This is a genomic window from Psychrobacter aquimaris (assembly GCF_016107525.1).
GTDB classification, from domain to species: domain Bacteria; phylum Pseudomonadota; class Gammaproteobacteria; order Pseudomonadales; family Moraxellaceae; genus Psychrobacter; species Psychrobacter aquimaris.
Window position 1 is genome coordinate 24,014 of sequence record NZ_JABASR010000007.1, and the last position, 25,738, is coordinate 49,751.

Here is a 25,738-nt window from a genome sequence, read left to right on the forward strand (position 1 = left end):
CCTTCACAAATGAAAATAAACAGTATATATTGATATTAAATACCGCATAGCGATATTTAATATTCAAAATAAATGCTTTTATAGAGTGTTTATACTTTATATAAGAATGATGTTTAAGGAGTGGATCATGGAAGAGCAAATCCTTATTTGTGAGAAACAAGGAGAGGGCGTTAGTGTCATTAGACTGAATCGCCCGAAAGTACGCAATGCGCTGAACAGTGAGCTACGCCAACAAATGGCAGATTTGTTCATTCAGTTAAATGAGGATCCACAAACCAAAGCGATTGTACTGACTGGCGGTGATAAAGTGTTTGCTGCTGGTGCCGATATCAATGATTTCTTGACTACAAGCACGGTTGATATGTATCTGCGCCATAGCGAGCGCTATTGGGATGCCATCACTCATTGCCGCAAGCCCATTATTGCTGCCGTCAATGGCTATGCGCTTGGCGGCGGCTGTGAGCTGGCGATGCATGCTGACATTATCGTCGCAGGCAAGTCTGCCAAATTTGGACAGCCCGAGATCAAAATAGGACTCATGCCAGGTGCTGGCGGGACGCAGCGTTTGTTTCGTGCCATTGGCAAACATAAGGCCATGAAAATGGTACTCACTGGCGATATGATCAGTGCTGATGAGGCGGACACAATGGGGCTGGTCTCTGAAGTCGTTGACGATGAGGCTACCATCACTCGCGCCATTGAGATCGCTGAGCAGCTGTCAAAGTATTCTCCCATTGCCTTAGCGCAAATCAAAGAGGTGGCGAATCTGGGTGTTGATATGTCCTTAGAAGGTGGGTTGGCACTGGAGCGTAAAGCCTTTCAGATTCTGTTTGATACACACGACCAAAAAGAAGGGGCCAAAGCTTTTTTGGAAAAACGCTCTGCAGACTATAAAGGCTATTAAGCTGCATCAACGCCACTTATTTCTTTTGAGGTCCACGCCGACCAAATCCTATCGCAAATTATGTAGAGAATCATTATGACCGTGAATACACTTGCCATTGTTGGTACTGGTATTATGGGCATGGGCATTGCCCAAATTGCTGCCCAAGCTGGTATCCAAGTCCTTTTATATGACGCCAAAGCTGGTGCGGCTGAGCAAGGGCGACAGTCGCTGCAAGCCATGCTCGAAAAGCTCACCGCTAAAGGCAAATTTAGTGATGATGAGCTGCAGTCTATGCTGAGCAATTTAACAGTCATCCAAGAACTGAATCAGATTGCTACCGCTGAGATAGTGGTTGAAGCCATTATCGAAAACCTAGATATCAAAAAACAGCTTTTCGCCCAGTTAGAAGATGTTGTCACAGCCGATACAATTTTGGCGACCAATACCTCGTCTTTATCTGTCACCGCAATCGCTGCTGACTGTGACCATCCAGAGCGCGTGGCAGGGTTTCACTTCTTTAACCCAGTTCCTTTGATGAAAATTGTAGAAATCATTCCGGGCATTTCTACTCAGTCATCAGTGGTTGACACTCTCATTGATTTGGCCAAACGGATGGGTCATCTGGGCGTGGTCGCAAAAGACACACCCGGATTCATCGTTAACCATGGTGGCAGAGCCTATGGTACCGAAGCATTAAAAATATTGGGTGAAGGTGTCGCAAGTTTTGAGCAAATCGACCGCATTTTGCGTGACGGCGCAGGTTTTCGTATGGGGCCGTTCGAGCTGCTTGATTTGACGGGCATTGATGTGTCTCATCCTGTGATGGAGTCAATTTACAACCAGTTCTATCACGAAGCGCGTTATCGCCCGCATCCATTAACCCGTCAGATGCTGGTAGGCAAAAAGCTCGGTCGTAAGGTTGGTGAAGGTTTTTATCACTATAAAGACGGTCAGAAGCTGTCTACGGCTACCGCTCAAAATCAATCGTCCGAAGCGCTCATATCTGATGCCGTTATTACATCGGTTTGGATTGGCACTGATTTGGCAGAAGATAAGACGCAGCTAATCGATTATCTAAACACTTGTGACATCACTATTGATGATAATGACAAGCCGAGTCCTGATAGTTTGGTGCTGCTCGCCATTTATGGCGAGGATACGACCAATGCGGCGATTCGTTATCAGGTCGATCCCAAGCAAGCCGTTGCTATTGATATGCTTACCGAGCTTACAAAGCATCGTACGTTGATGCCAAGCATCGTCACGCAAGAGCAGTTTGTGGCGCAAGCTTACAAGTTATTTGGTAACGGTTTGGATAGCAGTGAGGCAGATGCGCAGGATGCGGGCAGTGCTACCTTGATTACTGAAAGTACAGGTTTTGTGGCACAGCGTGTAGTTGCTATGGTGATCAATCTTGGTTGTGACATTGCGATGCAAGACATTGCTTCACCTGAGGATATCGATAATGCCGTCAAGCTTGGGCTAGGTTATCCGTATGGCCCTATCTCTTGGGGCGATAAACTTGGGGCCCCGCGAGTGTTACTCATCTTAGAGCGTATCTACAGGCTGACAGGTGACCCACGTTACCGTCCAAGCCCTTGGTTACAACGCCGCGCCAAACTTGATGTCTCACTCTTTACTCAGCAAACCAAATATTAATATCAACGATAAAGCAATATTGTTAAACCATAAAGTTATCACTCAGATATTCAAAATACGACAAGGAAAAGTTATGTTAGATGCCTATATTTATGATGGATTAAGAAGCCCTTTTGGTCGCTATGTCGGTGCATTAGCAACGGTACGCCCTGATGATTTAGTCGCTACCGTGATGAAAGCATTGGTTGAGAAGCACCAGCTATCTGCCAATATTTTCGACGAAGTATTGTTAGGCAGTGCCAACCAAGCAGGTGAGGACTCTCGCAATATCGCTCGCAACGCTGCTCTGTTAGCAGGATTGGACGTAAAAACGCCAGGTCAGACAGTCAACCGCTTATGTGCGTCAGGTCTGTCTACTGTTGTCGATGCTGCTCGCAGTATTACGTGTAACGAAGGCGATATTATTTTAGCAGGTGGTGTGGAGTCGATGACGCGTGCGCCATTTGTCTTTGCCAAGACTGAGCAGCCCTTCAGCCGTGACTTTAAAGTATTTGACACGACCATTGGCAGCCGTTTTCCCAACCCAAAGATTATTAAGCAGTTCGGTAGCGATACCATGCCGCAGACGGGCGATAATGTCGCGCAGAAGTATGGTGTTACGCGCGAGGAAGCGGATAAGTTTGCCGCCGCATCGCAATCCAAGTATCAAGCTGCCAAACAAGCAGGTTTCTTTGACGATGAAATAACACCTATCACCGTCTCACAAGGTAAGAAGTTGCCCGCAAAAGTAGTCACGGAAGATGAGCATCCCCGTGCCAGCTCCGATATTGAGGCACTACAAAAGCTTAAGCCTTTAAACCAAGATGGTGTGGTCACCGCAGGTAATGCATCCGGTATCAATGATGGTGCTGCTGCGCTCATCATCGGCTCAAAACAAGCAGAGGAAAAGCTAGGCTTTAAGCCGATTGCCAAAATCTTGTCATCGGGTGCGATGGGTGTTGAGCCTAACATCATGGGCGTGGGTCCTGTTGAAGCGATTAAGCTGGCGCTAAAACGTGCTGATTTGACCCTCAATGATATGTCTGTCATTGAGATTAATGAAGCATTCGCTTCGCAAGTGCTGGGCTGCCTAAAAGGGTTGGACATTGATTTTGATGATAAGCGCGTCAACCCTAATGGCGGGGCAATCGCTGTCGGCCATCCGCTGGGCGCATCCGGTGCAAGAATCGCCTTGAGCACTGCTCGAGAGCTACAGCGTACGGGCGGCAAATATGCAGTGGTTAGCTTGTGTATTGGTATTGGGCAAGGGCTTGCCATGGTGATAGAACGCGTCTAAGCCATGCCGCATAAAGCTTGCCAAATTATTTATTATCAAGGATGACACTATGACCACCATACTCAACGAACACGACAACTACCATCAAGCCGAAGAAGCGTATGGATTTCCCTTAATTATCAAACAGCTACTCAACCGTGCCAAAATTGCTTCTACTGATCAAACCATCAGTTACGCAGATAAAGTCACTTATACCTATGCTGAGTTTTTTAAGCGTATCAATCGCTTGGCCAATGTCCTAAAAAACATGGGCTTGCAGGCAGGTGATGTGGTCGCGGTCATGGATTGGGACAGTCATCGTTACCTTGAGGCATACTTTGCCGTGCCGATGTCCGGCATGATTTTACAAACCGTCAATGTGCGCTTGTCAGAAGACAAAGTGCTGTACACCGTCAATCATGCTGCGCCAAAAGCATTGCTGTTAAACGCTGAATTTGCGCCGATGATCAAAAACTACCGTGACGACGCGCCTTCTATTGAGCATGTAATGTGGGCTGACGATGCAGAAGTTGATAAAGCAGAGTTGCCTGACTATGTTGACGGTGAATACGAGGCACTGTTGGCAGCCGCTAGTGATGAGTTTGATTTTCCAGATTTTGATGAAAACACCATCGCCACGACGTTCTATACCAGTGGTACCACAGGTGATCCAAAAGGGGTTTTCTTTACTCATCGCCAGATCGTACTACAGACCATGGCAAGCACTTTGGCATCAGCCCTCAATGCCGAAGGCCAAGGCGCGCGCTACAACGATGTCTATATGCCGATGACCCCTTTATTCCATGTTCATGCGTGGTGCTGGCCGTATGGCGCAACCATGATAGGGCTAAAACAAGTATATCCCGGACGCTATCTAGCACCAAAACTGGTCGATTTGATCGAGCAACACAAAGTCACGCTGTCACATGGTGTTCCCGCCATATTACAAATGCTCCTCAAAGAAATGGCAGAACGCGGTCGCAAATTTGAGAATCTCAAACTACTGCTAGGGGGTTCAAAGCTCAACGAAGGCTTGGCTAAAGCAGCTATAGAATGTGGCATAGAATTTATGTCAGGGTTTGGGATGTCAGAATCCTGTCCTGTACTGTCTCGAGCGGTATTTGATGATAAGACAGAGTCGATGACGCTGGAGGATAATCTCAATTATCGTTGTCTGTCAGGCTCACCCATCATGCTAGTGTCGATGGAAATCTGGGATGAAAACGGCAAACCACAACCCATGGATGGCAAATCGACAGGCGAGCTTGTGATACGAGCACCGTGGCTGACTCAAAGCTACTTTAAAAATCCCGATGCGGGCAATGTGTTATGGAAAGGTGGCTGGATGCATACGCAAGACATCGCCTGCATGACTGCTGATGGCACACTCAGCATTACCGATAGGCTCAAAGATGTTATCAAATCTGGCGGCGAATGGGTATCCTCGCTCGAGGTTGAAACCATTCTATCCTTCCATCCTAGCGTTGCTGATATTGCTGTGATTGGTGTGCCAGATGAGCGCTGGGGCGAGCGTCCTTTGGCATTGATTGTGCTAAAACCAGACCATATCGATACAAAAATGGAAGATATTTTGGCGTTGGGTCATCAAGCAGTAGAGAGAGGCCATCTGCCAAAGTATGGCGTGCCAAGTGAGATTAGGTTTTTATCAGAAATGCCAAAAACTAGCGTCGGTAAACTTGATAAGAAGAGAATGCGGTTGATGTGCTCAGAAAACTTAATCTAATCCAACAAGCTTGCTAAGCATAGTAATGATTTTAATAAATGCTAAAGCTTGCATAAATGCGGGCGTGTGCATAAATGCCTAGGTTTGAATAAGTGTTAGATGGTAACGAGTACTCTTAGAGACGATCATAATCTGCATACAAAAAAGAGAAAAACTATGGAAGCGGTTCCTACATTTTCAGAAATAAAAGAGGCTGTCACAAGTGATGACAGTCACCCATTGCATGATTTTACGGTTATTTATCCTCAGCAAGTTGAATGGGGTGACATGGATACCTTTGGTCATGTCAATAACGTTGTCTATTATGAATATTCGCAAAATGCTCGTATCTATTACAACAGGCGCTTGGGTTTATTCAACGAACAGACGTTTTCGGTGATGGCAGCCTCGTCATGTCGATACCTCAAATCAGTTGCTTATCCTGACGAGTTATGGATTGGCGTCAAGGTCAAGAAAATCGGTAACTCAAGTTTGATTCATGAATATACATACTACAGTACGGTGCAGAAGACAGTCGTTGCGATAGGTGAGTCGGTTTTAGTCTATCTTGATAAAATGAGCGGACAAAAAAAACCGATCGATGAGTCGCAAAAAGAAGCGATTGCGGCGTTAGAGAACATTAATCAATAAGCGTAAAACTCAATAGGTCGGTCGAATTATTATTGAATTTTTTAATTAGAAAGTAGGCGTTAGTTTTCATATAAAAGGACTATGCGTTTTTATGGATTAGAGCAAACGTAGTAGTGATCAGGATTGATAAGGATATCAAAATAAAACAGGGAATAGATGGATGATGCTTTATACAAAAAGGCTGTCTGTAGGTTTGGCTATGGTGGCAACATGCGCCTCTGCACAAGCGATAGATATTGTGACAACGGGCGATACAACGTTGAGTATCGGTGGTTATATCAAAGCAGAAGGGGCGTTTAATTCGCCCGATGAAGGGGATTCAGAGTTTAAGGGAAACTTACGCCAGTCTCGTATCAATGTGAAGACGACCAAATCCGTCGAGGATAAAAAGCTCACGGGTTTTATCGAAGGCGATTTTTATGGCGATTACGCCAAGGGCGGCTCAAACCTGCGCTTGCGCCATGCTTATGTTCAAGTGGATGATTTGACAGTAGGTAAGACTTGGAATGGCCAGTTTTTGGCAGTTGCGCCCCTTTCCACTGAGCAGCTCGACTTCTGGGGTACAGGTATTGGAACGGCCTCTGGTGGAGGTTCTTATATCCGTCCAGATTTGACGGTACATTATACTTATAAGGGGCTGCGTTTTACGGCTCAAGACCCTGTGTATGACGACGCGAGCCTGCCTGATATGGTGGTCAGCTACAAAGATAAGATATCTAATTTTGACTATAATGTCGCTGTCACAGCGCGTGAGGCTGAAAATGGAGACGATTCGGATGTGGGCGTCGGCGTGTCTTTAGCAGGCAAGCTGACATTAGGTAAGGACTCACTCCATGCCAGTGTATACAATGGTAAAGGTATGGGCGTCTATTCTGCCATCTGTGTTGGCGGACCTCTCATTATGAATGGCGGTGTAAATTGTGATGCCGAAGATGGCAAACTGATCTCACAAACAGGTTATAGCGTCGGTTATAAGCATCAATTTACCCAAAAGCTGCGTGGTAATTTGCGTTATGGCGAGGTGAATGTCGAGGATGCGGCAGATACGTCTGCCAATGTAAAAAGCGCAAACCTTATCTATGAGTACTTACCAGATTTAGATTTGGGCATTGAGTGGCGAGAGCAAAGCGCAACGACATTTCCGTGGATGCCAGCAGGACAGCAAATTGAAGTAATGGCAAAGTATGATTTTTAGATGAAAAAATTTATGATCTCTAGCCCTGTTAGAGGTCATAAAGCGTACGTTGAAAAGGTATGTAATATTGATTTTATATGACGTTTACTGGAGCACTTATTCTTAACGTACCTTTAGGGTTTTACTCAAACCCACCTCATTTAGACACCATGTCGTCGATACCGAGTAATATTTGCTGTGCATGCTCAAAATCATGAGTGCCTATTTCGGTAAGGCTGATTCTTTTTCTAACTTTGAGACATACTTACCGACCAGTCGCGGCAACCATTACATCGTGGCTGCGGCATTACTGAACCTGCTTTGCGACACAAATGGCTGTATCGCATCAATTCTATCTAGAAAAACTCTTTTCTTGAAACTAAATGATAATAATTTTCATTAACATTTGTATTATTTATACAATGTTGCTAGAGTATGCACTCTCTATTACCGAACCGTTAACATCGCTTCGTTTTTGCTGTTTTTAAGATGTGTTTTAGATCAATACTTTAGCTTATATAAATTGTAGTAAAAGAGGGGCAGTTTTATTTTCCCTGAGCATAATGCTTATTACTCAGCTCTATAACACGCCTTTTATGAGCAAAGCTGGCAGGTATTAATAAAACGAAGTACTTTTAGGATTGTGATTTATGCCGACGTTATCAACACCTTCTAACTATAAAAAATATTTTCGTTCACAAAAGCCGACCTGTATCTTGACCAGTCGTGCATTATTGAGCATTGCTATCACCTCTATCATTAGCACGACAGCACTCGCCTCTGACACCAATGAGCTGGCGACCATGCAAGTAGCAGCGCAAGACGCGACTGAGTCAGAAACCATGCCCTCTACCGAGCTTGATACCATTGTCGTCGTTGCGGCAAGGGAGGAGCTCGTACAGGCGCCAGGTCTGTCTGTCATTAGTGAGGAAGCCATCGAAAAAGCGTCAGTTTCTAATGATATCTCAGAAATCGTGCGTAAGATGCCAGGGGTGAACCTTTCAGGTTCGTCTACTTCTGGTCAACGAGGCAACCAGCGCCAAATAGATCTGCGCGGCATGGGGCCGAATAACACGCTCATCTTAATTGATGGGCGTCCAGTGACGTCACGTAACGCGGTGCGTCCTGGCCGTGCCAGTGAACAAGACACGCGCGGTGACTCACAGTGGGTGCCGCCAAGCGCCATTGAGCGTATCGAAGTATTGCGCGGTCCAGCCGCCGCCCGTTATGGTTCGGGAAGTATGGGCGGGGTCGTCAATATCATCACCAAGTCTCCCAATAAAAAAGAGTTTTCGGTGACTGGTCACTATGAGATGCCAGAAAGCGATCTTGAGGGTAAAGATTGGCGCACCAATATCAACATGGCAGGGCCATTGACAGATAAGCTGTCTTTTCGTACCACACTTGGCTATCACGATAGTGAAGGTGACGATCCTTATATCAATGCAGATGATGCTCAAATTGTTGATGGTCGTAGTGGACCAGCAGCGTCTGTTGCCGCCGGTCGTGAAGGGGTTGAGAATATAGACGCGCGCCAGTTGTTTGAATATGCCATGGATGCAATGAATACCGTTGGCTTTGAGGTCAATTATAGTAATCAAAGCAATCGCTGGGCAGGTGATTCGCAATTTCAGACAGTGAATGATGACTTGGTCAATGCGCTGGCAGGTCAAGAAACCAACAAGATGGAGCGTTATGGTGCGGCATTGACTCATCGCGGTGAGTATGACGATGCCAGTAGCAACAGCTATATAGAATATACACGCACTCTTAATGAGCGCTTAAATGAAGGTAATGGCGGTAGTGTTGAAGGACAAATTTCAGTCCCTGAGGCAGGAGCAGAATATACATGGACAGAAGCTACCTATGATACGTTAAATGCAAAATCAGAGTGGGACATCTACTTTGACCGTCATACACTGACTGCTGGAGCAGAGTTCCGTGGTGAGAGGTTAGACAATCCGCTGGTTTCTGCTGTAACATTTGATGAAGGGTTTGATTTTGGTGATACAGAGACCGATCCTGCTAAGCGTGATCCAGTATCAGACGCGTATCTTATTGGTGCTTACTTAGAAGATAACTATCAAATTACACCTGACTGGTATATCACCCCTGGCATACGTTTTGATTATCATGATCAGGCAGGTAGTAATTGGTCACCTAGTCTGAATACCACTTGGCATTTTAGTCCGAACTGGTCGGTAAAAGCAGGCGCCAGTCGCGCTTTTAAAGCGCCCGCCCTATATCAGCTGGATCCGAACTATATTTACTATACTCGCGGGAATGGTTGCCCATCAAGCATACCGACTGATGAACGGGGCTGTTATGTCTTAGGAAACTCCGAGCTTGAGCATGAAACCTCTTGGAACAAAGAGCTGACCTTTGCTTATAAGGATGACACAGGACTCAATGCAGGGTTGACTTATTATCGCAACGATTATGATAACCGTATCGGTGCTGGCATAGAGCGTGTGGGCGTGGTCGGTGTAGTGGCTGACGGTGTCGCTGCCGACCGCTCTGTTTTTCAATGGGAAAACCAAGGAGAGGCGATCATTGAAGGCCTAGAAGGGTTTGTCAAAGTGCCTGTCACTGATACGGTTTCATGGTCAACCAACTTAACAGGAAATATTCGTTCAGAACGCAAAGACACTGGTGAGCCATTGTCCTTAATTCCTAAATTTACGATGAACTCAAATGTCAATTGGGACATTACCCCACGCTGGAATACTGACTTTGGTGTTAGTTACTATGGACGCATTGATGCCCCCGATGTTTCGGTCACGACTGGTGATGAGCTTGAGACATTAAATCTGGCTCGCAAGCCCTACGCGCTTGCCAATGTAAGCACCCGCTATGATTTGACGGATGGTATCACCGTTGGGGCGGGTATAAAGAATTTATTTGATAAACAAATCAAACGAGAAGGGACTGGCACTAATGCAGGAGCACGTACTTTTAATGAGCCTGGACGTTATTATGTCTTCGATATCAGGGTTGATTTTTAACTGCTAAACCAGTCATTTGTCTAAATAAAAAAAGGTCTAAGCAATGTGCTTAGACCTTTTTTTGATTATGCATTTTGAGCTTAGCGTGATAGCTGTATTGATAAATCAACAAATCAAAACCAATCTGGAGACTCTCGCTAGCCTAATTGTATCAAAACGGATACAGCGGCAGTTTCTATGTTGACACTGTCCGCGGCGCTCACGTATATTTTAGAAAGACTTACTTTAAAGTACTCGCTATAAAGCAGTCGTTTTAAAAGAGTCTGTTTTAGAAATGCTATAACTGTCTAAAAAACACAATATCTCAGCATAAAAAGTGCTCTAGTAGCAAGCACTCCGCCCTAAAAACAAGCGCATAAATGCACTGCTTATCAGCGCCAGACTACCGTACATTATGAAAAGGATTTTAGAGATGATTATAACAGAATATATTGACATTACCGCCGCAGTCACCCGAGAAAAGGGAGCTGACTTTACCTTGGAGCAAGCCAAAATCCGCGCGCCCAAAGACGATGAAGTACTGGTAAAAATCGTCGCTACAGGCATGTGCCACACCGATATGATCGTGCGTGACCAAGATTACCCTGTGCCGCTGCCGCTGGTATTGGGTCACGAAGGCGCAGGTATCGTCGAAAAAGTCGGGCCACTGGTTAAAGATATTGTAGTGGGTGATCATGTGGTACTGAGCTATGGCTATTGCTCACAATGCAGTTCGTGTCATTCAGGTCATGAGCCCTACTGTAAGGAGTTTTACCCGCGTAATTTTGGTGGCAGTGACATGGACGGTAATAATGCTATTCAAGATGCTGACGGCAACCCCCTTAACGATCATTTCTTTGCGCAATCCTCATTTGCCACCTATGCGCTCAGTTTAGAGAGCAATACCATCAAGGTCTCTAAAGATGCTCCAATTGAATTGCTTGGCCCATTAGGCTGCGGCATTCAGACAGGCGCAGGCGCGGTCATCAATTCGCTAAAAGTGCGCCCGGGCACGAGCTTTGTAACTTTCGGTGCAGGCGCTGTGGGCTTGTCTGCGGTACTGGCTGCCCAAGTAGCAGGCGCAACCACCATCATCGCAGTCGATGTGGTGCCCTCACGGCTTGAGCTTGCTAAGGAGCTTGGCGCGACCCACGTCATCAATAGTAAAGAAGAAGACGTGGTCGAAAAGGTGCGTGATATCACAGGTGGCGGCGCGCTATTTGCCTTAGAATCAACGGGTATTCCAGCTGTCTTGCGTCAAGGTATCGACTCGCTGGGCACACTTGGGACCATTGGTGTCGTAGGCGCACCTGCGCTTGAGACAGATGCCAACTTTGATGTCAATGACTTGCTGCTTGGCGGTAAATCTATCCAAGGTATTGTTGAGGGTGACGCGACTACCAAAATCTTTATCCCGCAGCTGGTAGAGCTTTATTTACAAGGACGTTTTGCCTTTGACAAATTGGTCAAATACTATGATTTTAAAGACATCAATCAAGCCGCAAAAGACAGTGCCGAGGGTACTACCTTAAAGCCTATCATTCGTATTGCCGATAATGCTTAAAAGTTATTTGTCTATAAGAAATGGGCAAATGTATTATCAGGTATGTTATTGATAGCTTGTATCGCAAATCCGCATAAAAATTTTCATTTTCTTTCAATATAAAAAGGTCTGAGCCATTCGCTCAGACCTTTTTTGTTTTATCGACTGCTCTTTTTATTAATTCGTTGTTTTTATTCTACAATTATTTTGCCCAAAAAAGTTCTAGTTTGGGTTTAATGATTAACGAGAGAATAATTGAAAAGAAAATGCCAATCGGTAGGGCGGTCAATAAACTGGCGATCCACATATAGAGAAAATGATGCCAATCAGAGAAGTCACTGAGATTAATCGTGGTAACCACGGCCATGATTGACTCCATGATGATTGCCATGCATAGACCAAAAATGACATTCATCTGCACGGTGGAAATATCTGGCAATACCGCCCGTAATATTTTATTGATTAGCATGGCGATCACACCACCGATAGGTGCAATGCAGATCACGCAAAGCGCAAAAGAGCTCAGCCAAGCACGCATAAAACTATCCCCAAAACCGATATTATTCCAAGTCATGACAAAAGTGAGCGTCCCACCGATAACCGCTACTATACTAAAAATGATAAATATTTTTTTGCAAGTCTTAAGCATTTACTTATCCATATTAAATAATTCAAGCACAGTATAGCCATATATTTTTGCGAAAGGCAGTCTTGTTCTTTTGGTATTTTTCTGTACAAAGCAATGAATTTACTCGATATTTTGATGAAAATTATGATGCGTAAGTGATGTGTTTTTATAAGGTTAATACCGTTTTGAACTCATAAAATGACATGAGGATTGGTACTCAGCCTCAGTAGAAAAAGGTTTACCTTTAATACCTTTCGTTATAACATAACGTTTTTTTTGAAATGTTATAATATAACGGAAAAGTATATGAGAAAAATTGCTTTAATTTCTGTGCTAATAGCCCTAGCAGGACTAGCATGGTATTTCATTGCTGGCGCTAAGCCGTCAGACGGTCAGACAGCCTCTACGCCTCAGGGCAATGAACAACAAAACTTAATCGTGGTCACACCATGGGAAATAACGTCTACTGATCCTAGTAAGTCGGGATTTATTTTTCAGCGTTTGCAGATTGCCGAAACGCTGGTAGATGCCAAACAAAATGCTGAGTTGCAACCCATGCTGGCACAAAGTTGGTCTGCCAATGAGAACGGCGATGTGTGGACGTTTGTGCTGCGTGATGGCGTGAAATTCCATGACAGCTCGCCACTGACGGCAGATGATGTGGTCAAAAGTTTGCAGGTGGCGCTCAGCAAGCCCACTGCTTTGGAGTCAGCGGCTATTGCAGAAATGAAAGCGATTGATAGCAAGACGGTTGAAATCACATTAGATAAGCCGCTCATGTCTTTCCCCGCTTATCTGGCACATGCGACCAGTATTATCTTAGCTAGCTCATCGTTTGATGAGAATAACGAGGTCACTCAGCTTATTGGTACAGGGCCATACTATGTCACCAAATTTGAGCCACCACAAAAAATCGAGCAAAAAGCGTTTGCCGATTACTGGGGCGAGAAAGCTAAGATCCAAGACATTACTTACTTAGCCAATAGCCGTAGCGAAACGCGTACGTTACTGGCGCAGAGCAAACCTAATTACCTCGTGTTTACCTTAGATTCAGCGAGTCTAACCCGCCTAAAGCAGGACCCCAATCTACAAGTTCAGTCAAAGTCATTGGCGCGTACTATCGAATATAAAGTCAATGCGGACAATCCGTTGTTTAGCGATGTGCGTGTTCGTCAAGCGCTTAGTGATGCCATTGATAGACAAGGCATTGCCCAATCTGTGATGCATGCGGGTGATGCGGCAGCCACGCAAATACTGCCACCAATATTTAAAGACTGGCAAATCAAAACGCAAAGTAAGCAGCCAGGTCCCCAAGCGATTAAGCAGCGCTTATTAGACGCAGGCTTTACTGAAGATAGCGATGGCATGCTACAAAAAGACGGTAAGCCCTTTAAATTTACCTTACTCACATTCTCAGATCGTCCTGAATTACCCATTATTGCCACCGCTTTGCAAGCACAATGGAAAAAAATTGGGGTAGATGTGGACGTGTCCGTGGGTAATTTTTCAGAGATTCCATCAGGTCATCAAGACGGCACGCTGGAGATGGGACTATATGCGCGTAACTACGGCATGACGCCTGATCCAGTCGGCTCGCTGGTAGAGGATTTTGACCCACAAGGCAGCGATTGGGGCGTGATGAATTGGCAAAATCCAGAGCTGACCAAGCGTTTATTGATGCTTGAGACGACCAAAGGCAATGATGTGGCGACTAAGCAGCGCGTCTCGCAAATCATTTTTGATGAGCGTCCTATCGTGCCTGTGGTGTACTACCAACAAAATGCCGCTGCACACAAGTCATTAAAAGGCTTAGAAATCGATGGTTTGGAGCGAAACTTTTATTTAAACAAGTTGTCTTGGTAAGTCGTCTTTACTGTCATTTGCTTTATAACGCCAATTCTTTATAACACTGAAAAATTGTAATGGATAACTATGTTTAAATATATTGCTCATCGAGTGCTGCAGCTGCTCTTGGTTATCTGGTCGGTCGGCACATTGACCTTTGTGCTGACTCGCAGTTTGCCCGGTGATATGGCGTACCGCATCGCGGCCAGTCGCTACGGGTATGACCAAACCGATGCCGCCGCCGCCGCACTGGTGCGCTCAGAGCTTGGTCTGGATCAACCGTGGTGGCAAAGCTACTTTGACTGGCTGCTCGATTTGGTTCAGTTTAATCTCGGGCATTCGCTGGTCAGTGGCGAGTCTATATGGGCTGAGATTGCGCATCAGTTTGGACACACGCTGTCCCTAGCATTGGCGGCATTGGTGATATCGGTTTTTATCGGGCCGCCGCTTGGCTTACTTGCCGCGCAAAAACCCAATGGCTGGTTTGATCGTCTGACTTTGGTGGCGAGTACCGTACTGCGCTCTGTGCCTATTTTTATTATTGGTATTGCGCTTATCACGCTACTCGCCGTCCAAATAAAATGGCTACCCGCTGCAGGTTATGGCACGCCGCAACATTATATTCTGCCGGCATTGACCTTGGCAATTGGGCTGTCTGCGGTATCGGTTCGCGTCAGTCGCCATGCAATGGTACAAGTGCAAACGTCTGAATATTATGATTTTGCTCAGTTAAAGGGACTGAATAAATGGACGGCATTTTGTCGGCATGGCCTACGTAACGTGACTATTCCGATTTTGGCTTATCACTCAGTCCAGTTGGTGTATTTGGTTGAAGGGGTAGTGATTGTGGAGAGTTTGTTTGCTTGGCCTGGTAGTGGTCATGCGTTGGTGCATGCCATCGTCGCGCGTGATGTGCCGATGATACAAGGTACCGCGTTGATTATGGGCGGTATGTTTGTGGTGCTCAATATGGTGGTGGATTTGCTCAGTGGTCTGATCGATCCGCGTATTGATTTGGCACGTTAATCATTACTGCCAAAGCCATTATCAAAAAGCCTTATTACAAAATGGCAACCACGAACTGAAGCCACAAACTGAAGCCACATGAGGAATTATGATTTTATGACTATTTTTAGCGGGGTTCATGCCCTACAGCCAGTACAAAAATTTGGCGGGCTACTACTTATCTTGTTATTGGTGTTTGCGTTTTTGCAGCCGCTGTACTATCCGATAGATGCCGACATACAAGACCTTGGAAATATGTTGCAATCGTCCAGTATCAGCCATTGGTTTGGCACCGATCACTTTGGTCGAGATATGCTGGCACGCGTCGCCTCAGCTATTCGTTTGTCGTTTTTACTGATTGTCCTATCGGTAGGTTTTGCCCTATTTTTTGGACTGTTGATGGGTGTGCTCAGCGGCTATTTTGGTAGCTGGGTGGATAAGATATGCACCTTTTTGTGTGACATTATCATGGCGCTACCGGGGTTGCTATTTATCTTATTGTTTGCAGCGATTGCACCCAACACCTTTTGGTCGCTCTATCTTGGTATATCCTTGGTGCTCTGGGTTGAGTTCTTTCGCATGGTGCGCGCCATGACGCAAACGATTGCCAGTAGCCGAGAGATCGAAGCGTCGCGTCTGATGGGTATGGATTTTTTCTATTGTTTTAAACGACACTTTTTACCCAAGATTTTGCCCGTTGTCGCCACTTTAAGTGCATTTGCGGCAGGCAATGCGGTGCTCGCGCTTGCCACGCTAGGCTTTATCAATGTTGGTTTGCGTCCGCCTACCGCTGAGCTAGGGCTGATGATGACGGAGCTGTTTCCGTATTACTATCAAGCGCCGTTTGTGTTTCTCCAGCCTATTATTGCCGTCTTTATTTTGGTCTTAAGCCTACAATTACTCTCAGGAAAAATGAAATGATCGCGCATACTGCAGGAGACAATGCTGACAATGCTGACAATGCTGACAATGCTGACAATGCTGACAATGCTGACAATGCTGACAATGCTGACAATGCTGACAATGCTGACAAGGCCGCCGCAAATGTCTTGGTAAAAACGAACGATTTGGCGGTGTTTACCAAGTCGGGGCTGGGTTTGGTTGAGCCCATCAGTGTCACGTTATACAAAGGCCAAAATCTGACCATTTTGGGTGAAACAGGGTCGGGTAAAAGTTTGCTAGCGCAAGCCATCATGGGCGCATTGCCTGATGAGCTGGTGAGCCGCGGCGATATTTTGATCGAAAACCAAGCGTTAACTAAGCCGGAACTGCGTGAGTATTGGGGTCGCCGCATGGCGATGCTGCCACAAGAGCCAAGTCGTTCGCTGAACCCCACGATGGATGTGGTCAGTCAAGTGTGGGAGAGCCTGTATTTTGTTGCCAAGCAAGACAGCAAGGTCAGTAAGCAATTGGCACAAGAGAAGATAGAAGCACTAGGGCTAGGCAAATTTGCGGCGTACTATCCGCACGAGCTGTCAGGCGGTATGGCGCAGCGTGCGTCTTTTGCGATTGCCACCTCGGGCGGCGCGTATATTGTCATCGCGGATGAGCCGACCAAAGGCTTAGATGAGATCAACAAACAAGCGGTGATTAATCTGCTAAGAAACGTCGCTAAAGAGGGCGGTACGTTGCTTACCATCACCCATGATATCGATGTGGCAAGAGCGCTGAGTGTTGGTGCTGATGATCGCATCATGGTAATGAAAAAAGGCAAACTGCTTGAGCAAGGTAAAGGCGAGCAGGTATTGAACCAACCGATATCAGACTACGCCAAACAACTCATCGCTGCCGCGCCTGATAACTGGCCAGCAAAAAATAGCACAATCATTGAAGAGCAACCCTTATTGACCGCAAAAGAAGTGAGCTTAGTGCGTGGTAAGCGGGTATTGTTTGAGGGGTTGAGTTTTCGTCTCAAGCGCGCTGAAGTGCTTGGGGTGATTGGTGGTAGCGGAATTGGTAAAAGTTCACTAGGGGACGCGCTTTGCGGCTTACTAAAACCTGCCAGCGGCGCAATCACATGGCAGAGCAAACCCAAACGTCATCAAGTGCTAAAGCTGTATCAAGATCCACCAGCCGCCTTTGCCTCACATGTACCACTGAAAATCTTGCTTAATGATATCATCAAAAAGCACCGGTTAGATGCCAGCCGCGTACCTGAGTTATTAGAAAAGTTAAAGCTGGATAAGCAGATTCTCACTCGCAACGCGCTCAATGTCTCGGGCGGGGAGTTGCAACGGGTGGCGATTTTGCGCGCATTACTCTTTAATCCTGTTTTGCTGTTTGCTGATGAGGTTACTTCCAGACTCGATCCCATCACCCAAAGAGAAACGCTGGATTTGCTGGTCACACAGTGCCAAGCCCAGCAGTGCACGCTAGTGATGGTCAGCCATGATCATCACATCATGCGCCATTACTGCCATCAAGTGATTGACTTAGAACGCTTTACTAAACCGTCATAATGGCCGACAACGCACAAAAAAGTCCAAAAACGATGGTTTTTGGACTTTTTTTATTGACGATGTTCTTTTGTGTAGACGCTGTTATAAATAACTATGAGCTTGATTAATTTAGCACCTGCTTTGCTTGATAGCGACTATAGTAATAAATCGCTAATCCCGGTATATAGAGCAAGAGTGACAACAGCAGGTTATCCACGCCAGCCGCATAGATTAGCCAAATACCGTAGACACTCGCACCCAGACCGATGGCTTTGATGCTCCAGCGCTCTGACTGCGCAAATGAGACTTTGACCAAATAGGCACCGACCAAAAAGTAAGGAATCAAAATCATCGAGGTAGAGATAATCACTAAGGTGTTATAACCCTCACCCGTCAAAAAGATCATCAATAAGCACAGCTGAACGGTGGCACTAGTCAGCAGCAGTGATGCAGTCGGTGTGCCTTGCTCATTTTGCTTAGTAAAGATACGCGGAAAGGCATTGTACTTGGCAGCGGTAAACGGCACTTCGGCAGAGTAGAGAATCCAACTGAGATAAGACGCCAAGACCGAGATGATAAGCCCAATACTAATGACCCATTTGCCTACGTCACCCGTCATTTGCGCCATGATGCCTGCCATTGAGGGATTGCTAAGTGCCGCCACATCAACGCGGCTCATGACCCCAAGCGAAAGCAGGGTGATGGCAATATACAGCACCAGCGCGAACAATACGCCGATATAAGTAGCACGGCCGATATCAGAACGCTTTTTGGCGCGCTGTGATAAGACAATCGCGCCTTCGATACCCGTAAATACCCATAGTGTAATTAGCATGGTCCCTTTGACCTGCTCCATAAACGGCACTTCTAACGTCGTACCTGCGCGGTCAGCATTAAAGGTCTGCATATCGAAAGCATAATAGGCAAACACAATAAAAGCAATCAGCGGTAGGCTTTTTGCCAAGGTCGCCAGCAGGTTAATAAAGGCCGCTTGTTTGACGCCGCGCAGTACCAAATAATGCACTAACCATAAGATAATCGATTCACCAATTAGTGCGCCAATCGTGTTGCCTTCACCAAAGACAATACTAGTTGGCGTATCAATAAAGCTACCCAATGCTGCAAACGCCACGACCAAATAACCCACCACACCAATGGTGGCACACAGCCAATAACCCCATGCTGAAAAGAAGCCTGCCAAATCGCCAAACCCTGTTTTGGCATAAGTATAAATACCGCCATCCAGTTCAGGCTTCAGGCGTGATAAATGCAAAAAGCAGCCTGCGAGGAACAAAATACCCACGCCTGTGATGATCCATGCAGTGATGATAGCGTCCACGCCTGCCACTTCGGCCATGTTTTGCGGTAGGCTAAAAATGCCCGCACCGACCATCGAGCTGAACACGATGGCGGTGAGCATGGTTAGCCCAATTTTTTGTCGATTTTGCATCGCACTGTCTCTATTTTGTCGAAGTACCTGTTGTCAAAGTACTTGTGAAATACTGGCTCAATTCCTGAATGTGCTCAGGGCCAATACCGCAGCAGCCGCCGATCAGTGATGCGCCTTGGGTTTGCCATTTCTTTGCCCAGACCAAATACGCAGGCGGGGTTAGGTCGTCACGCACTTCATCAAGGCCGTCATTGGCGGTGGCGTCTTTTGTCTGTGGTGGGAAAGCATTGGCATAAGCGCCAAGTTTGATGTGTGCAGCATCTTTGTCTTGCAAAACGTTTTGCGCCACATCAAGGGCTTGGTCGATCACTTCTGGCTGACAGCAGTTAAACAAGATCGCTTCTACATTGATATCCGCCATTTTGGTAACGGCTTCTTCTACCGTTTCGCCTGAGCGCAGACGCGGTACATCGAGATGCTCACTGTCTTCTAGCGTGAATGACACCCATAGCGGTTTGTTGTCGGTATCTAGCGTATCAAGTAGCGCACGTACCGCAACCGACTCTGCGATCAAGCTTTGGGTTTCTGCTAGCCAAAAATCCACATGTTTGCTCAAACCCTTGATAAGTGGCGTTGCGATATCTTCGACATGCTCAGCGTCAAATAAGTCAGCACGGTATGAGCCAAATAGCGGCGGGATTGAACCTGCAATCTTAGTATCGCTGCCTTCCATGTCGACAGCGGCGCGTGCCATCTCGCCTGCTGAGGCGGCTAACTCTTGCGCCTGATTGGCAAAACGCTCTTCGCCAATATGAAAGGGCACGAGCGCATAGCTGTTGGTGGTGATGACTGCTGCGCCGCTTTGGATAAAGGCGCGATGCACGTCACGGACGATCTCAGGTGCTTCGATCATTGCCAGCGCCGACCATTCAGGCTGACGAAATGGCGCGCCGCGTTTAGCAAGTTCGCGTCCCAAACCGCCGTCAATAATAGTGACTGAATTAGTTGCCATAACACATCCCTCTTTATTGTAAATAGTAGAATTATTTAGAAGGGCGAAATACTAGGCGTAATGAGGGGCAGATGCAACCAAAAGTTTGGCAACACTGACAACTTATCACCTTTATTATTTAATTCTATTATTTGCGTATCAATATCAGCCAACACTATAAGGAATTAGCCCAGTAATGGACGCTACTAGATGTATGTTTTACATTAAAACCTATGACAGTCGTAAATCACCTAAGCATTACTTGATCATTTTTACGTGGTAAATTTGCTTTAGTAAATCTAAAAAAATACTTAAAAAAGTTATATAGAGACAATTTGATAAACCCATTTGTCCACTGCTTTGCTCTTGTGACTTTGGTTTGTGTTTTTTACTATTTTTCTTAGAGTATTCATAAGAGTTTTATGGACTATAAATAATCATCATTTGATATAGAAAGTCATGCAATGACAGATAATCATTGATATCAGTTATTTTCCTAAGAGTGTGTATCAGCGTTACTTTCGCTTAACAACTGCACACGCGGCCATTGTTGACAGCCCAACTGTAATCTGGGCATGATGTTAGCGAGTAACCCTCGTTGTATACACTTATCAAAGGAGCATGATATGAAAGCAGCACGTTTTTATGATAAAGGTGATATTCGTATTGAAGACATTCCAGAACCTATCGTAGAGCCGGGTACGGTCGGTATCGATGTGGCATGGTGCGGTATTTGCGGCACGGATTTGCATGAGTTTATGGAAGGGCCTATTTTTATCCCACCATGCGGTCATCCGCATCCCATCTCGGGAGAGTCCGCACCCATCACGATGGGGCATGAGTTCTCAGGCGTGGTTTACGAAGTAGGTGAGGGTGTCGATGATATCGAAGTCGGTCAGCATGTAGTGGTTGAGCCTTATATCATCGCTGATGATGTCTCTACTGCCGAAGGGGAGAACTATCATTTATCAAAGGATATGAACTTTATCGGTTTGGGCGGACGTGGTGGCGGGTTGTCAGAAAAAATCGCCGTCAAACGCCGCTGGGTGCATCCGATCTCCAATGACATTCCATTAGATCAAGCAGCCTTGATTGAGCCGCTATCTGTGGGCTATCATGCTTTTGTGCGTAGTGGCGCTAAGGCAGGCGATATCGCGTTGGTCGGCGGTGGTGGCCCCATTGGTTTATTATTGTCCTCGGTCTTAAAAGCCAAAGGTCTGACTGTCATACTCACGGAGCTGAGTGCCAAGCGCAAAGAAAAAGCCAAAGATAGCGGCGTTGCGGATTATATTTTAGATCCCACTGAAGTGGACTTGAGCGAAGAAGTGATGAAAATTACCAACAATCGCGGTGCGGACGTGGCGTTTGAATGTACCAGTGTCAATGCAGTACTCGATTCATTAGTTGAGCTGACCAAGCCTGCTGGCGTGGTGGTGATTGTCTCTATCTGGAGCCATCCTGCAGAAATCAGCGTGCACAGCGTCGTGATGAAAGAGCTGGATATTCGCGGCACCATCGGCTATGTGAATAACCATAAAGATACCATTAAGCTGGTCGAAGACGGTTTGGTTGATCTTGAGCCGTTTATTACCCAGCGCATCAAGCTAGATGATTTGATCTCTGAAGGGTTTGAAACGCTTATTCACAACAATGAGTCTGCGGTGAAAATCATTGTGAATCCAAATTTATAAGCGATATATTTGAATAAAATTGGCTTTGCAGAATAGAGTCGATGATAAGAATAAAAAAAGCGCCATCTTATTAGAATGGCGCTTTTTTTATGAGTTTTTGACTGTATATATCGTGATGGCAAAATCGAAATCGGCTCTACAATTTACCGTTCAGATATTGGATTTCACCATAGCCAAAACTCCAATCCACATCAGTATTGGTCATAAAAGAGATAAACAAGTCTTTTGGGTCGAGCGCGCAATGTGTCTGGAGCTTGTCTGCCATCAACTCACAAAATTTCTTTTTCATCACCGTTGCGCGTGGACTGGTAAATACTTGAATGACAATGGCGGCTTCTGTGCGCTCAAATCCCAAACCTGTATCGAGCAAAATCATACGTCCGGGCTTATGCTCGGTGACGATTTGATATCGGTCTCTCTCAGGCACTTCAAACGCGCTCACGACACAGTCTTGCACCGTATCCATTAGCATTTTAAGCTCGTCGTCGCTGCGACCTTCAGTCACATCTATTCGTACTAGTGGCATGTTTTTATCCTTATATAATTATAATTATGGCAAATCGTCATTGACGCCCAGTGCGCTCATGCAATGATAATAGTCGCAGATATCATCATCGATAGCCACTTTGGCTTCAGTGATATTCTCGTAATGATTTCTTGATATTCATTGCTGGACGGTCAATATTCAGCCTTTTTCTAACTAAAAACGTCTATCATTGAGGAATGCTAGGGCTGGGGTGAGTTTTGTTCTGTTGATATTATTGAAAAACATCATTGGGATTAAGAAGCATTTATTTGGCGTTATAAAAATCAAGTAATTTAAAGCTAATAAACGATTATGTAATACAAACTGACTGTCACATAAATATTAAAGGATAACAAGGATAAGCTAATATGAAGAGTCCTAATAAGTCTAAAAGTTCATTAGTGGTTGGTTTGACACCCGCAGGATACAAAATACCTGATGTAAGAATGACGAAGCCCACGTTTCATTTCGCCAAAGATAGTAGCGGTTCAATGTTAATTCAAGAAATCGACACCGTAAAACTCAATCGTTCTCGAAAGATTAGCTACTTCGTTCCAAACAACATCGGTATGTTGATGAGCGTAAGCACTAAAGCTTCAAATCGAGCAAAAGAGATTTTTGACGGGAAATTTAAAAGCAGTAACTATGAATTGGATATTACTAAGTTAACCGGAGATAAAAAAGGTGCGATAAGTGCTATTTCCCAAGATGTTTACGACTACATTGAAGCAATTCAATCTGCAATCGTCTTTGCTTATACTGCTTTAGAAGCATTTGCTAATCTTAGTATTCCTCATGGGCATACTTATCAAGCTAAGAAAAACTCGAAAGGTATCATAGAGTCATACGATAAAGTAGCCATTGAACGGTGGCTTAGTTTAAAAACAAAGATTAAATACATACTTCCTGAGTTGTACGAAACTAAGGCTGTAGAAAAGCAAAAATGGTGGGGGCAATTCGTTACTCTTGAAGAGTACAGAAATGAGATAATACACCAGAAATCTATCGATTCCACTGAGTTTTATAAGGCATATTTCAAAGATTCTATTTTTAATATCATCAACTGCATCGAGTCCGTAATCTCATTTTTCTACGTAGCTCACCAAGCTAACGGTAAAACAAATGAAGTGTGGCCTTGGTTAAAAGATCATATTGATATCCCATCGGTAGAGTTTCAGCAAAATAATTTCGAAGTTACTGGAAACCTTTATCAAGGCTTCAAGTAATCATTATAATATGCAAAAAACGGCTGTTTTTTTGCTTTTTAACTTTTTATTTCAGGAGCTATTTGATTTTCTTAATGATCCGTGGGTATAACTCTGATCATTGCCTAACTTATTTCGTAATGACATCAAAGAGTACATTTAGCCAGTCATAAGCGCTGAGCGTTTTATACCTTCCAAGCCACTCTAGTCTCCACCACTACCCAAGCAGCGGAAACTGATAGATAGTAGCGTATACAAAGGTCGCAATCAGCCCAGCAATGATACTGAACCACACCATATATCGCTGAGGCGCTGACCATACAATGCGCCAATCGATTCTCCCCCGTGCGGTCAGCCATTCCATCATACTAATGGCAATCGTCAGCCATAATGTCCCCACCAAAAATCCACCCATCACATCGCTCAGATAATGCTCATTTAACACGATTCGACTCAACCCTATAAGCAGACATAATAAAAGCGCGAGCGATAATATCCGCACTTGGTTAATAAAGCTTTGGCTAAAGCGAATCGCCATATAAGCGAGAAATCCATAGAGCGCGATGCTGATAGTCGCATGACCACTTGGGAACGAATGGGTGTGCTCTTGCAATAAAATATCAATCGGGCGGGCACGTTGAAAAGCCATCTTATTCGCAAAAGTAAAAGCGGTACTGCCGATGGTCGAGACCAGCAGTCCAATCAAGATATAAGGCTGGCGCACGACCGCGCAGAGGATTGCTGTCAGCAGAATGATCAAACAGGTGACGGGGGTAGAGCTTGAACTGGTGATCAAAATAAAAAAATCTATGATGCCAGATTCGCGCAGCACACTCATATGCTGCGATACAAACAAATCGGTGGTCACAATAGAGTCGGCCTCCACTATATCCTCGACCAAGCCTGCAAACAGCGCCAAAATATATATATGCAAGAGTGTCAAAATGGTGAGTATCAGGCCAGAAAAGTGATGCCATTGTTACCTAAGAAGGTTTACTTAGTATGCGACTCGTGGAGTGCGCTGTATTATTGCTGCAGCACACTCTTAATAAAAGTAGTCTAGCATAGTGCTTATCTATTACAGCCTCGAAACCTATTGTTAAGCTTTTGATTTCACTAATTTTTTTTACGTACATCAAAATCAGGCTTTTACTTAGCAGTAATAAGCCTGATTTTGATGTAATGACTCTTGTAAATGGGTAACAAGCAGTTTCAGTTTTTGATCAGGCTGCCTTGCTTTAGGGTATACCGCATACATCCCCATTTTTTTTCGTGTAAAACGTTGCAAAATTTGCGTGAGCGTATTTTGCTGAAGTTCATTATAAACAAGTACTTGTGGTAAAAAGACAATACCTAGATCGCTAAGAGCAGCTCGTTTAATGGCACTAAGATGATTGCTATGAAATCGACCCTGTACAGGAAGTAATTGTTCTGCGCCATCTATGTATAGTGGCCATATGCCGTTAGCCGTATTATCAAACTTATAAACTAAGCACTCATGATGTTGTAACTGTTCAGGAATTTGAGGCGTACCATGTTGCTCTAAATAGACTGGTGTCGCACATATGACCCACTGGCTATCTATAAGGCGCCTTGCAATGAGAGATGAGTCTTCAAGTTCGGCGGTTCTTATTGCCAGATCAAATCCTTCTTCTATCAAATCAACCAATCGATTGGTAATTTGTAAATCTACCGATATTTCAGGGTATTTTTTACAAAATTCGGCAATGGCTTCACTCAATACTAAGTCAGCAGACACCACTGGCATAGTGATACGTATGTTGCCTTTCATGTCTTCGCCGTAACCTGTCACAGCATTTTCGGCTTCTTGAAAGGCAAATTTAGCAATTTTCGCTTTGTTATAAAGTGTCCTTCCTGCATCGGTTAGGCTTAACTTTCTGGTTGTTCTGTAAAGCAGCTGTGTATTCAAGCTTTCTTCTAGTCTTGCAATACGTTTGCTAACCACTGAGTTCGTCAATGATAATTTTTCAGCGACTCTAGAAAATGACTCTTCTTCAACAACCTGAACGAATAAAATCATGTCGTCAGCTTTGATCACACTTGTTCTCCAATTGCAGTAATGTGTTTCTGATTATATCAAAAAAAGAAAATAACATTGTCTTTTGAGACAATATATCAATTTA

Annotated in this window: 20 protein-coding genes; 14 read left to right on the top strand and 6 right to left on the bottom strand. The window is 45.0% G+C overall.

Annotated features, from left to right (window positions below; genetic code table 11):
* Window positions 1–127: 127 nt before the first annotated feature.
* The 8 genes from JFC10_RS07570 to JFC10_RS07605 all read left to right on the top strand — a co-directional run bounded on the left by JFC10_RS07570 (window position 128) and on the right by JFC10_RS07605 (window position 11,896).
* Entirely contained in the window at window positions 128–904 is a 777-nt protein-coding gene (locus JFC10_RS07570) for an enoyl-CoA hydratase (protein ID WP_198332323.1), read from the top strand.
* Between the two features lie 69 nt (window positions 905–973).
* Window positions 974–2,545, top strand: coding sequence for a 3-hydroxyacyl-CoA dehydrogenase (locus JFC10_RS07575; RefSeq protein WP_198332459.1), 1,572 nt, complete (start codon window positions 974–976; stop codon window positions 2,543–2,545).
* A 73-nt stretch (window positions 2,546–2,618) separates the two neighbouring features.
* Entirely contained in the window at window positions 2,619–3,821 is a 1,203-nt protein-coding gene (locus JFC10_RS07580; protein WP_198332324.1) for a 3-oxoadipyl-CoA thiolase, read from the top strand.
* A 49-nt stretch (window positions 3,822–3,870) separates the two neighbouring features.
* Window positions 3,871–5,544, top strand: a complete 1,674-nt coding sequence (locus JFC10_RS07585; protein ID WP_198332325.1) for a fatty acid--CoA ligase — start codon at window positions 3,871–3,873, stop codon at window positions 5,542–5,544.
* Window positions 5,545–5,700: 156 nt separating this feature from the next.
* Window positions 5,701–6,174 (top strand): acyl-CoA thioesterase, encoded by a 474-nt coding sequence (locus tag JFC10_RS07590; RefSeq protein WP_198332326.1) that lies wholly within the window; start codon window positions 5,701–5,703, stop codon window positions 6,172–6,174.
* Window positions 6,175–6,334: 160 nt separating this feature from the next.
* Window positions 6,335–7,369: a porin family protein gene (locus tag JFC10_RS07595; protein WP_227685987.1), complete on the top strand. Its 1,035-nt coding sequence runs from the start codon at window positions 6,335–6,337 to the stop codon at window positions 7,367–7,369.
* A 629-nt stretch (window positions 7,370–7,998) separates the two neighbouring features.
* Complete coding sequence (locus JFC10_RS07600) at window positions 7,999–10,353, top strand: FepA family TonB-dependent siderophore receptor (RefSeq protein WP_198332327.1); 2,355 nt, start codon at window positions 7,999–8,001, stop codon at window positions 10,351–10,353.
* Between the two features lie 412 nt (window positions 10,354–10,765).
* Window positions 10,766–11,896, top strand: a complete 1,131-nt coding sequence (locus tag JFC10_RS07605; protein ID WP_198332328.1) for an NAD(P)-dependent alcohol dehydrogenase — start codon at window positions 10,766–10,768, stop codon at window positions 11,894–11,896.
* A 181-nt stretch (window positions 11,897–12,077) separates the two neighbouring features.
* Here JFC10_RS07605 and JFC10_RS07610 read toward each other — a convergent pair whose 3' ends face one another.
* Window positions 12,078–12,524 (bottom strand): DUF2798 domain-containing protein, encoded by a 447-nt coding sequence (locus tag JFC10_RS07610; RefSeq protein ID WP_198332329.1) that lies wholly within the window; start codon window positions 12,522–12,524, stop codon window positions 12,078–12,080.
* Between the two features lie 285 nt (window positions 12,525–12,809).
* Here JFC10_RS07610 and JFC10_RS07615 point away from each other — a divergent pair, with 285 nt between their 5' ends.
* The 4 genes from JFC10_RS07615 (at window position 12,810) to JFC10_RS07630 (ending at window position 17,812) form a co-directional block, all read left to right on the top strand.
* Entirely contained in the window at window positions 12,810–14,366 is a 1,557-nt protein-coding gene (locus JFC10_RS07615) for an ABC transporter substrate-binding protein (protein ID WP_198332330.1), read from the top strand.
* A gap of 69 nt (window positions 14,367–14,435) precedes the next feature.
* The gene (locus JFC10_RS07620) at window positions 14,436–15,374 is read left to right on the top strand and encodes an ABC transporter permease (RefSeq protein ID WP_198332331.1); all 939 of its coding nucleotides are present in this window, start codon (window positions 14,436–14,438) and stop codon (window positions 15,372–15,374) included.
* Between the two features lie 96 nt (window positions 15,375–15,470).
* Complete coding sequence (locus tag JFC10_RS07625) at window positions 15,471–16,274, top strand: ABC transporter permease (RefSeq protein WP_198332332.1); 804 nt, start codon at window positions 15,471–15,473, stop codon at window positions 16,272–16,274.
* Window positions 16,271–17,812 (top strand): ABC transporter ATP-binding protein, encoded by a 1,542-nt coding sequence (locus JFC10_RS07630; RefSeq protein WP_198332333.1) that lies wholly within the window; start codon window positions 16,271–16,273, stop codon window positions 17,810–17,812. Before JFC10_RS07625 ends, JFC10_RS07630 begins: the two co-directional genes overlap by 4 nt.
* Window positions 17,813–17,915: 103 nt before the next feature.
* Here the strand turns inward: JFC10_RS07630 and JFC10_RS07635 are convergent, their stop codons facing one another.
* Together JFC10_RS07635 and JFC10_RS07640 are read right to left on the bottom strand one after the other, a co-directional pair.
* Window positions 17,916–19,241: a basic amino acid/polyamine antiporter gene (locus tag JFC10_RS07635; RefSeq protein ID WP_198332334.1), complete on the bottom strand. Its 1,326-nt coding sequence runs from the start codon at window positions 19,239–19,241 to the stop codon at window positions 17,916–17,918.
* Window positions 19,242–19,251: 10 nt separating this feature from the next.
* Window positions 19,252–20,193: a homocysteine S-methyltransferase family protein gene (locus tag JFC10_RS07640; protein ID WP_198332335.1), complete on the bottom strand. Its 942-nt coding sequence runs from the start codon at window positions 20,191–20,193 to the stop codon at window positions 19,252–19,254.
* A 605-nt stretch (window positions 20,194–20,798) separates the two neighbouring features.
* Here JFC10_RS07640 and JFC10_RS07645 point away from each other — a divergent pair.
* Window positions 20,799–21,863 (top strand): 2,3-butanediol dehydrogenase, encoded by a 1,065-nt coding sequence (locus JFC10_RS07645; RefSeq protein WP_198332336.1) that lies wholly within the window; start codon window positions 20,799–20,801, stop codon window positions 21,861–21,863.
* A 136-nt stretch (window positions 21,864–21,999) separates the two neighbouring features.
* On the opposite strand, the gene JFC10_RS07650 is transcribed toward JFC10_RS07645, so the two are convergent.
* Complete coding sequence (locus tag JFC10_RS07650; RefSeq protein WP_198332337.1) at window positions 22,000–22,389, bottom strand: tautomerase family protein; 390 nt, start codon at window positions 22,387–22,389, stop codon at window positions 22,000–22,002.
* A 368-nt stretch (window positions 22,390–22,757) separates the two neighbouring features.
* Between JFC10_RS07650 and JFC10_RS07655 the strand changes: the two genes are divergently transcribed.
* On the top strand, window positions 22,758–23,615 hold the full coding sequence (locus tag JFC10_RS07655) for a hypothetical protein (protein ID WP_198332338.1): 858 nt from the start codon (window positions 22,758–22,760) through the stop codon (window positions 23,613–23,615).
* Window positions 23,616–23,811: 196 nt separating this feature from the next.
* Here the strand turns inward: JFC10_RS07655 and JFC10_RS07660 are convergent, their stop codons facing one another.
* Window positions 23,812–24,528, bottom strand: a complete 717-nt coding sequence (locus JFC10_RS07660) for a phosphatase PAP2 family protein (RefSeq protein WP_227685986.1) — start codon at window positions 24,526–24,528, stop codon at window positions 23,812–23,814.
* A 219-nt stretch (window positions 24,529–24,747) separates the two neighbouring features.
* Complete coding sequence (locus tag JFC10_RS07665; RefSeq protein ID WP_198332339.1) at window positions 24,748–25,653, bottom strand: LysR family transcriptional regulator; 906 nt, start codon at window positions 25,651–25,653, stop codon at window positions 24,748–24,750.
* Window positions 25,654–25,738 lie beyond the last annotated feature (85 nt).

Coding starts and splice junctions, on each gene's coding strand:
- JFC10_RS07590 (WP_198332326.1), top strand. CDS start 5,701: ATGGAAGCGGTTCCTACATTTTCAGAAATAAAAGAGGCTGTCACAAGT.
- JFC10_RS07595 (WP_227685987.1), top strand. CDS start 6,335: ATGATGCTTTATACAAAAAGGCTGTCTGTAGGTTTGGCTATGGTGGCA.
- JFC10_RS07615 (WP_198332330.1), top strand. CDS start 12,810: ATGAGAAAAATTGCTTTAATTTCTGTGCTAATAGCCCTAGCAGGACTA.
- JFC10_RS07655 (WP_198332338.1), top strand. CDS start 22,758: ATGAAGAGTCCTAATAAGTCTAAAAGTTCATTAGTGGTTGGTTTGACA.
- JFC10_RS07625 (WP_198332332.1), top strand. CDS start 15,471: ATGACTATTTTTAGCGGGGTTCATGCCCTACAGCCAGTACAAAAATTT.
- JFC10_RS07635 (WP_198332334.1), bottom strand. CDS start 19,241: ATGCAAAATCGACAAAAAATTGGGCTAACCATGCTCACCGCCATCGTG.
- JFC10_RS07640 (WP_198332335.1), bottom strand. CDS start 20,193: ATGGCAACTAATTCAGTCACTATTATTGACGGCGGTTTGGGACGCGAA.
- JFC10_RS07600 (WP_198332327.1), top strand. CDS start 7,999: ATGCCGACGTTATCAACACCTTCTAACTATAAAAAATATTTTCGTTCA.
- JFC10_RS07605 (WP_198332328.1), top strand. CDS start 10,766: ATGATTATAACAGAATATATTGACATTACCGCCGCAGTCACCCGAGAA.
- JFC10_RS07630 (WP_198332333.1), top strand. CDS start 16,271: ATGATCGCGCATACTGCAGGAGACAATGCTGACAATGCTGACAATGCT.
- JFC10_RS07645 (WP_198332336.1), top strand. CDS start 20,799: ATGAAAGCAGCACGTTTTTATGATAAAGGTGATATTCGTATTGAAGAC.
- JFC10_RS07650 (WP_198332337.1), bottom strand. CDS start 22,389: ATGCCACTAGTACGAATAGATGTGACTGAAGGTCGCAGCGACGACGAG.
- JFC10_RS07570 (WP_198332323.1), top strand. CDS start 128: ATGGAAGAGCAAATCCTTATTTGTGAGAAACAAGGAGAGGGCGTTAGT.
- JFC10_RS07580 (WP_198332324.1), top strand. CDS start 2,619: ATGTTAGATGCCTATATTTATGATGGATTAAGAAGCCCTTTTGGTCGC.
- JFC10_RS07585 (WP_198332325.1), top strand. CDS start 3,871: ATGACCACCATACTCAACGAACACGACAACTACCATCAAGCCGAAGAA.
- JFC10_RS07610 (WP_198332329.1), bottom strand. CDS start 12,524: ATGCTTAAGACTTGCAAAAAAATATTTATCATTTTTAGTATAGTAGCG.
- JFC10_RS07620 (WP_198332331.1), top strand. CDS start 14,436: ATGTTTAAATATATTGCTCATCGAGTGCTGCAGCTGCTCTTGGTTATC.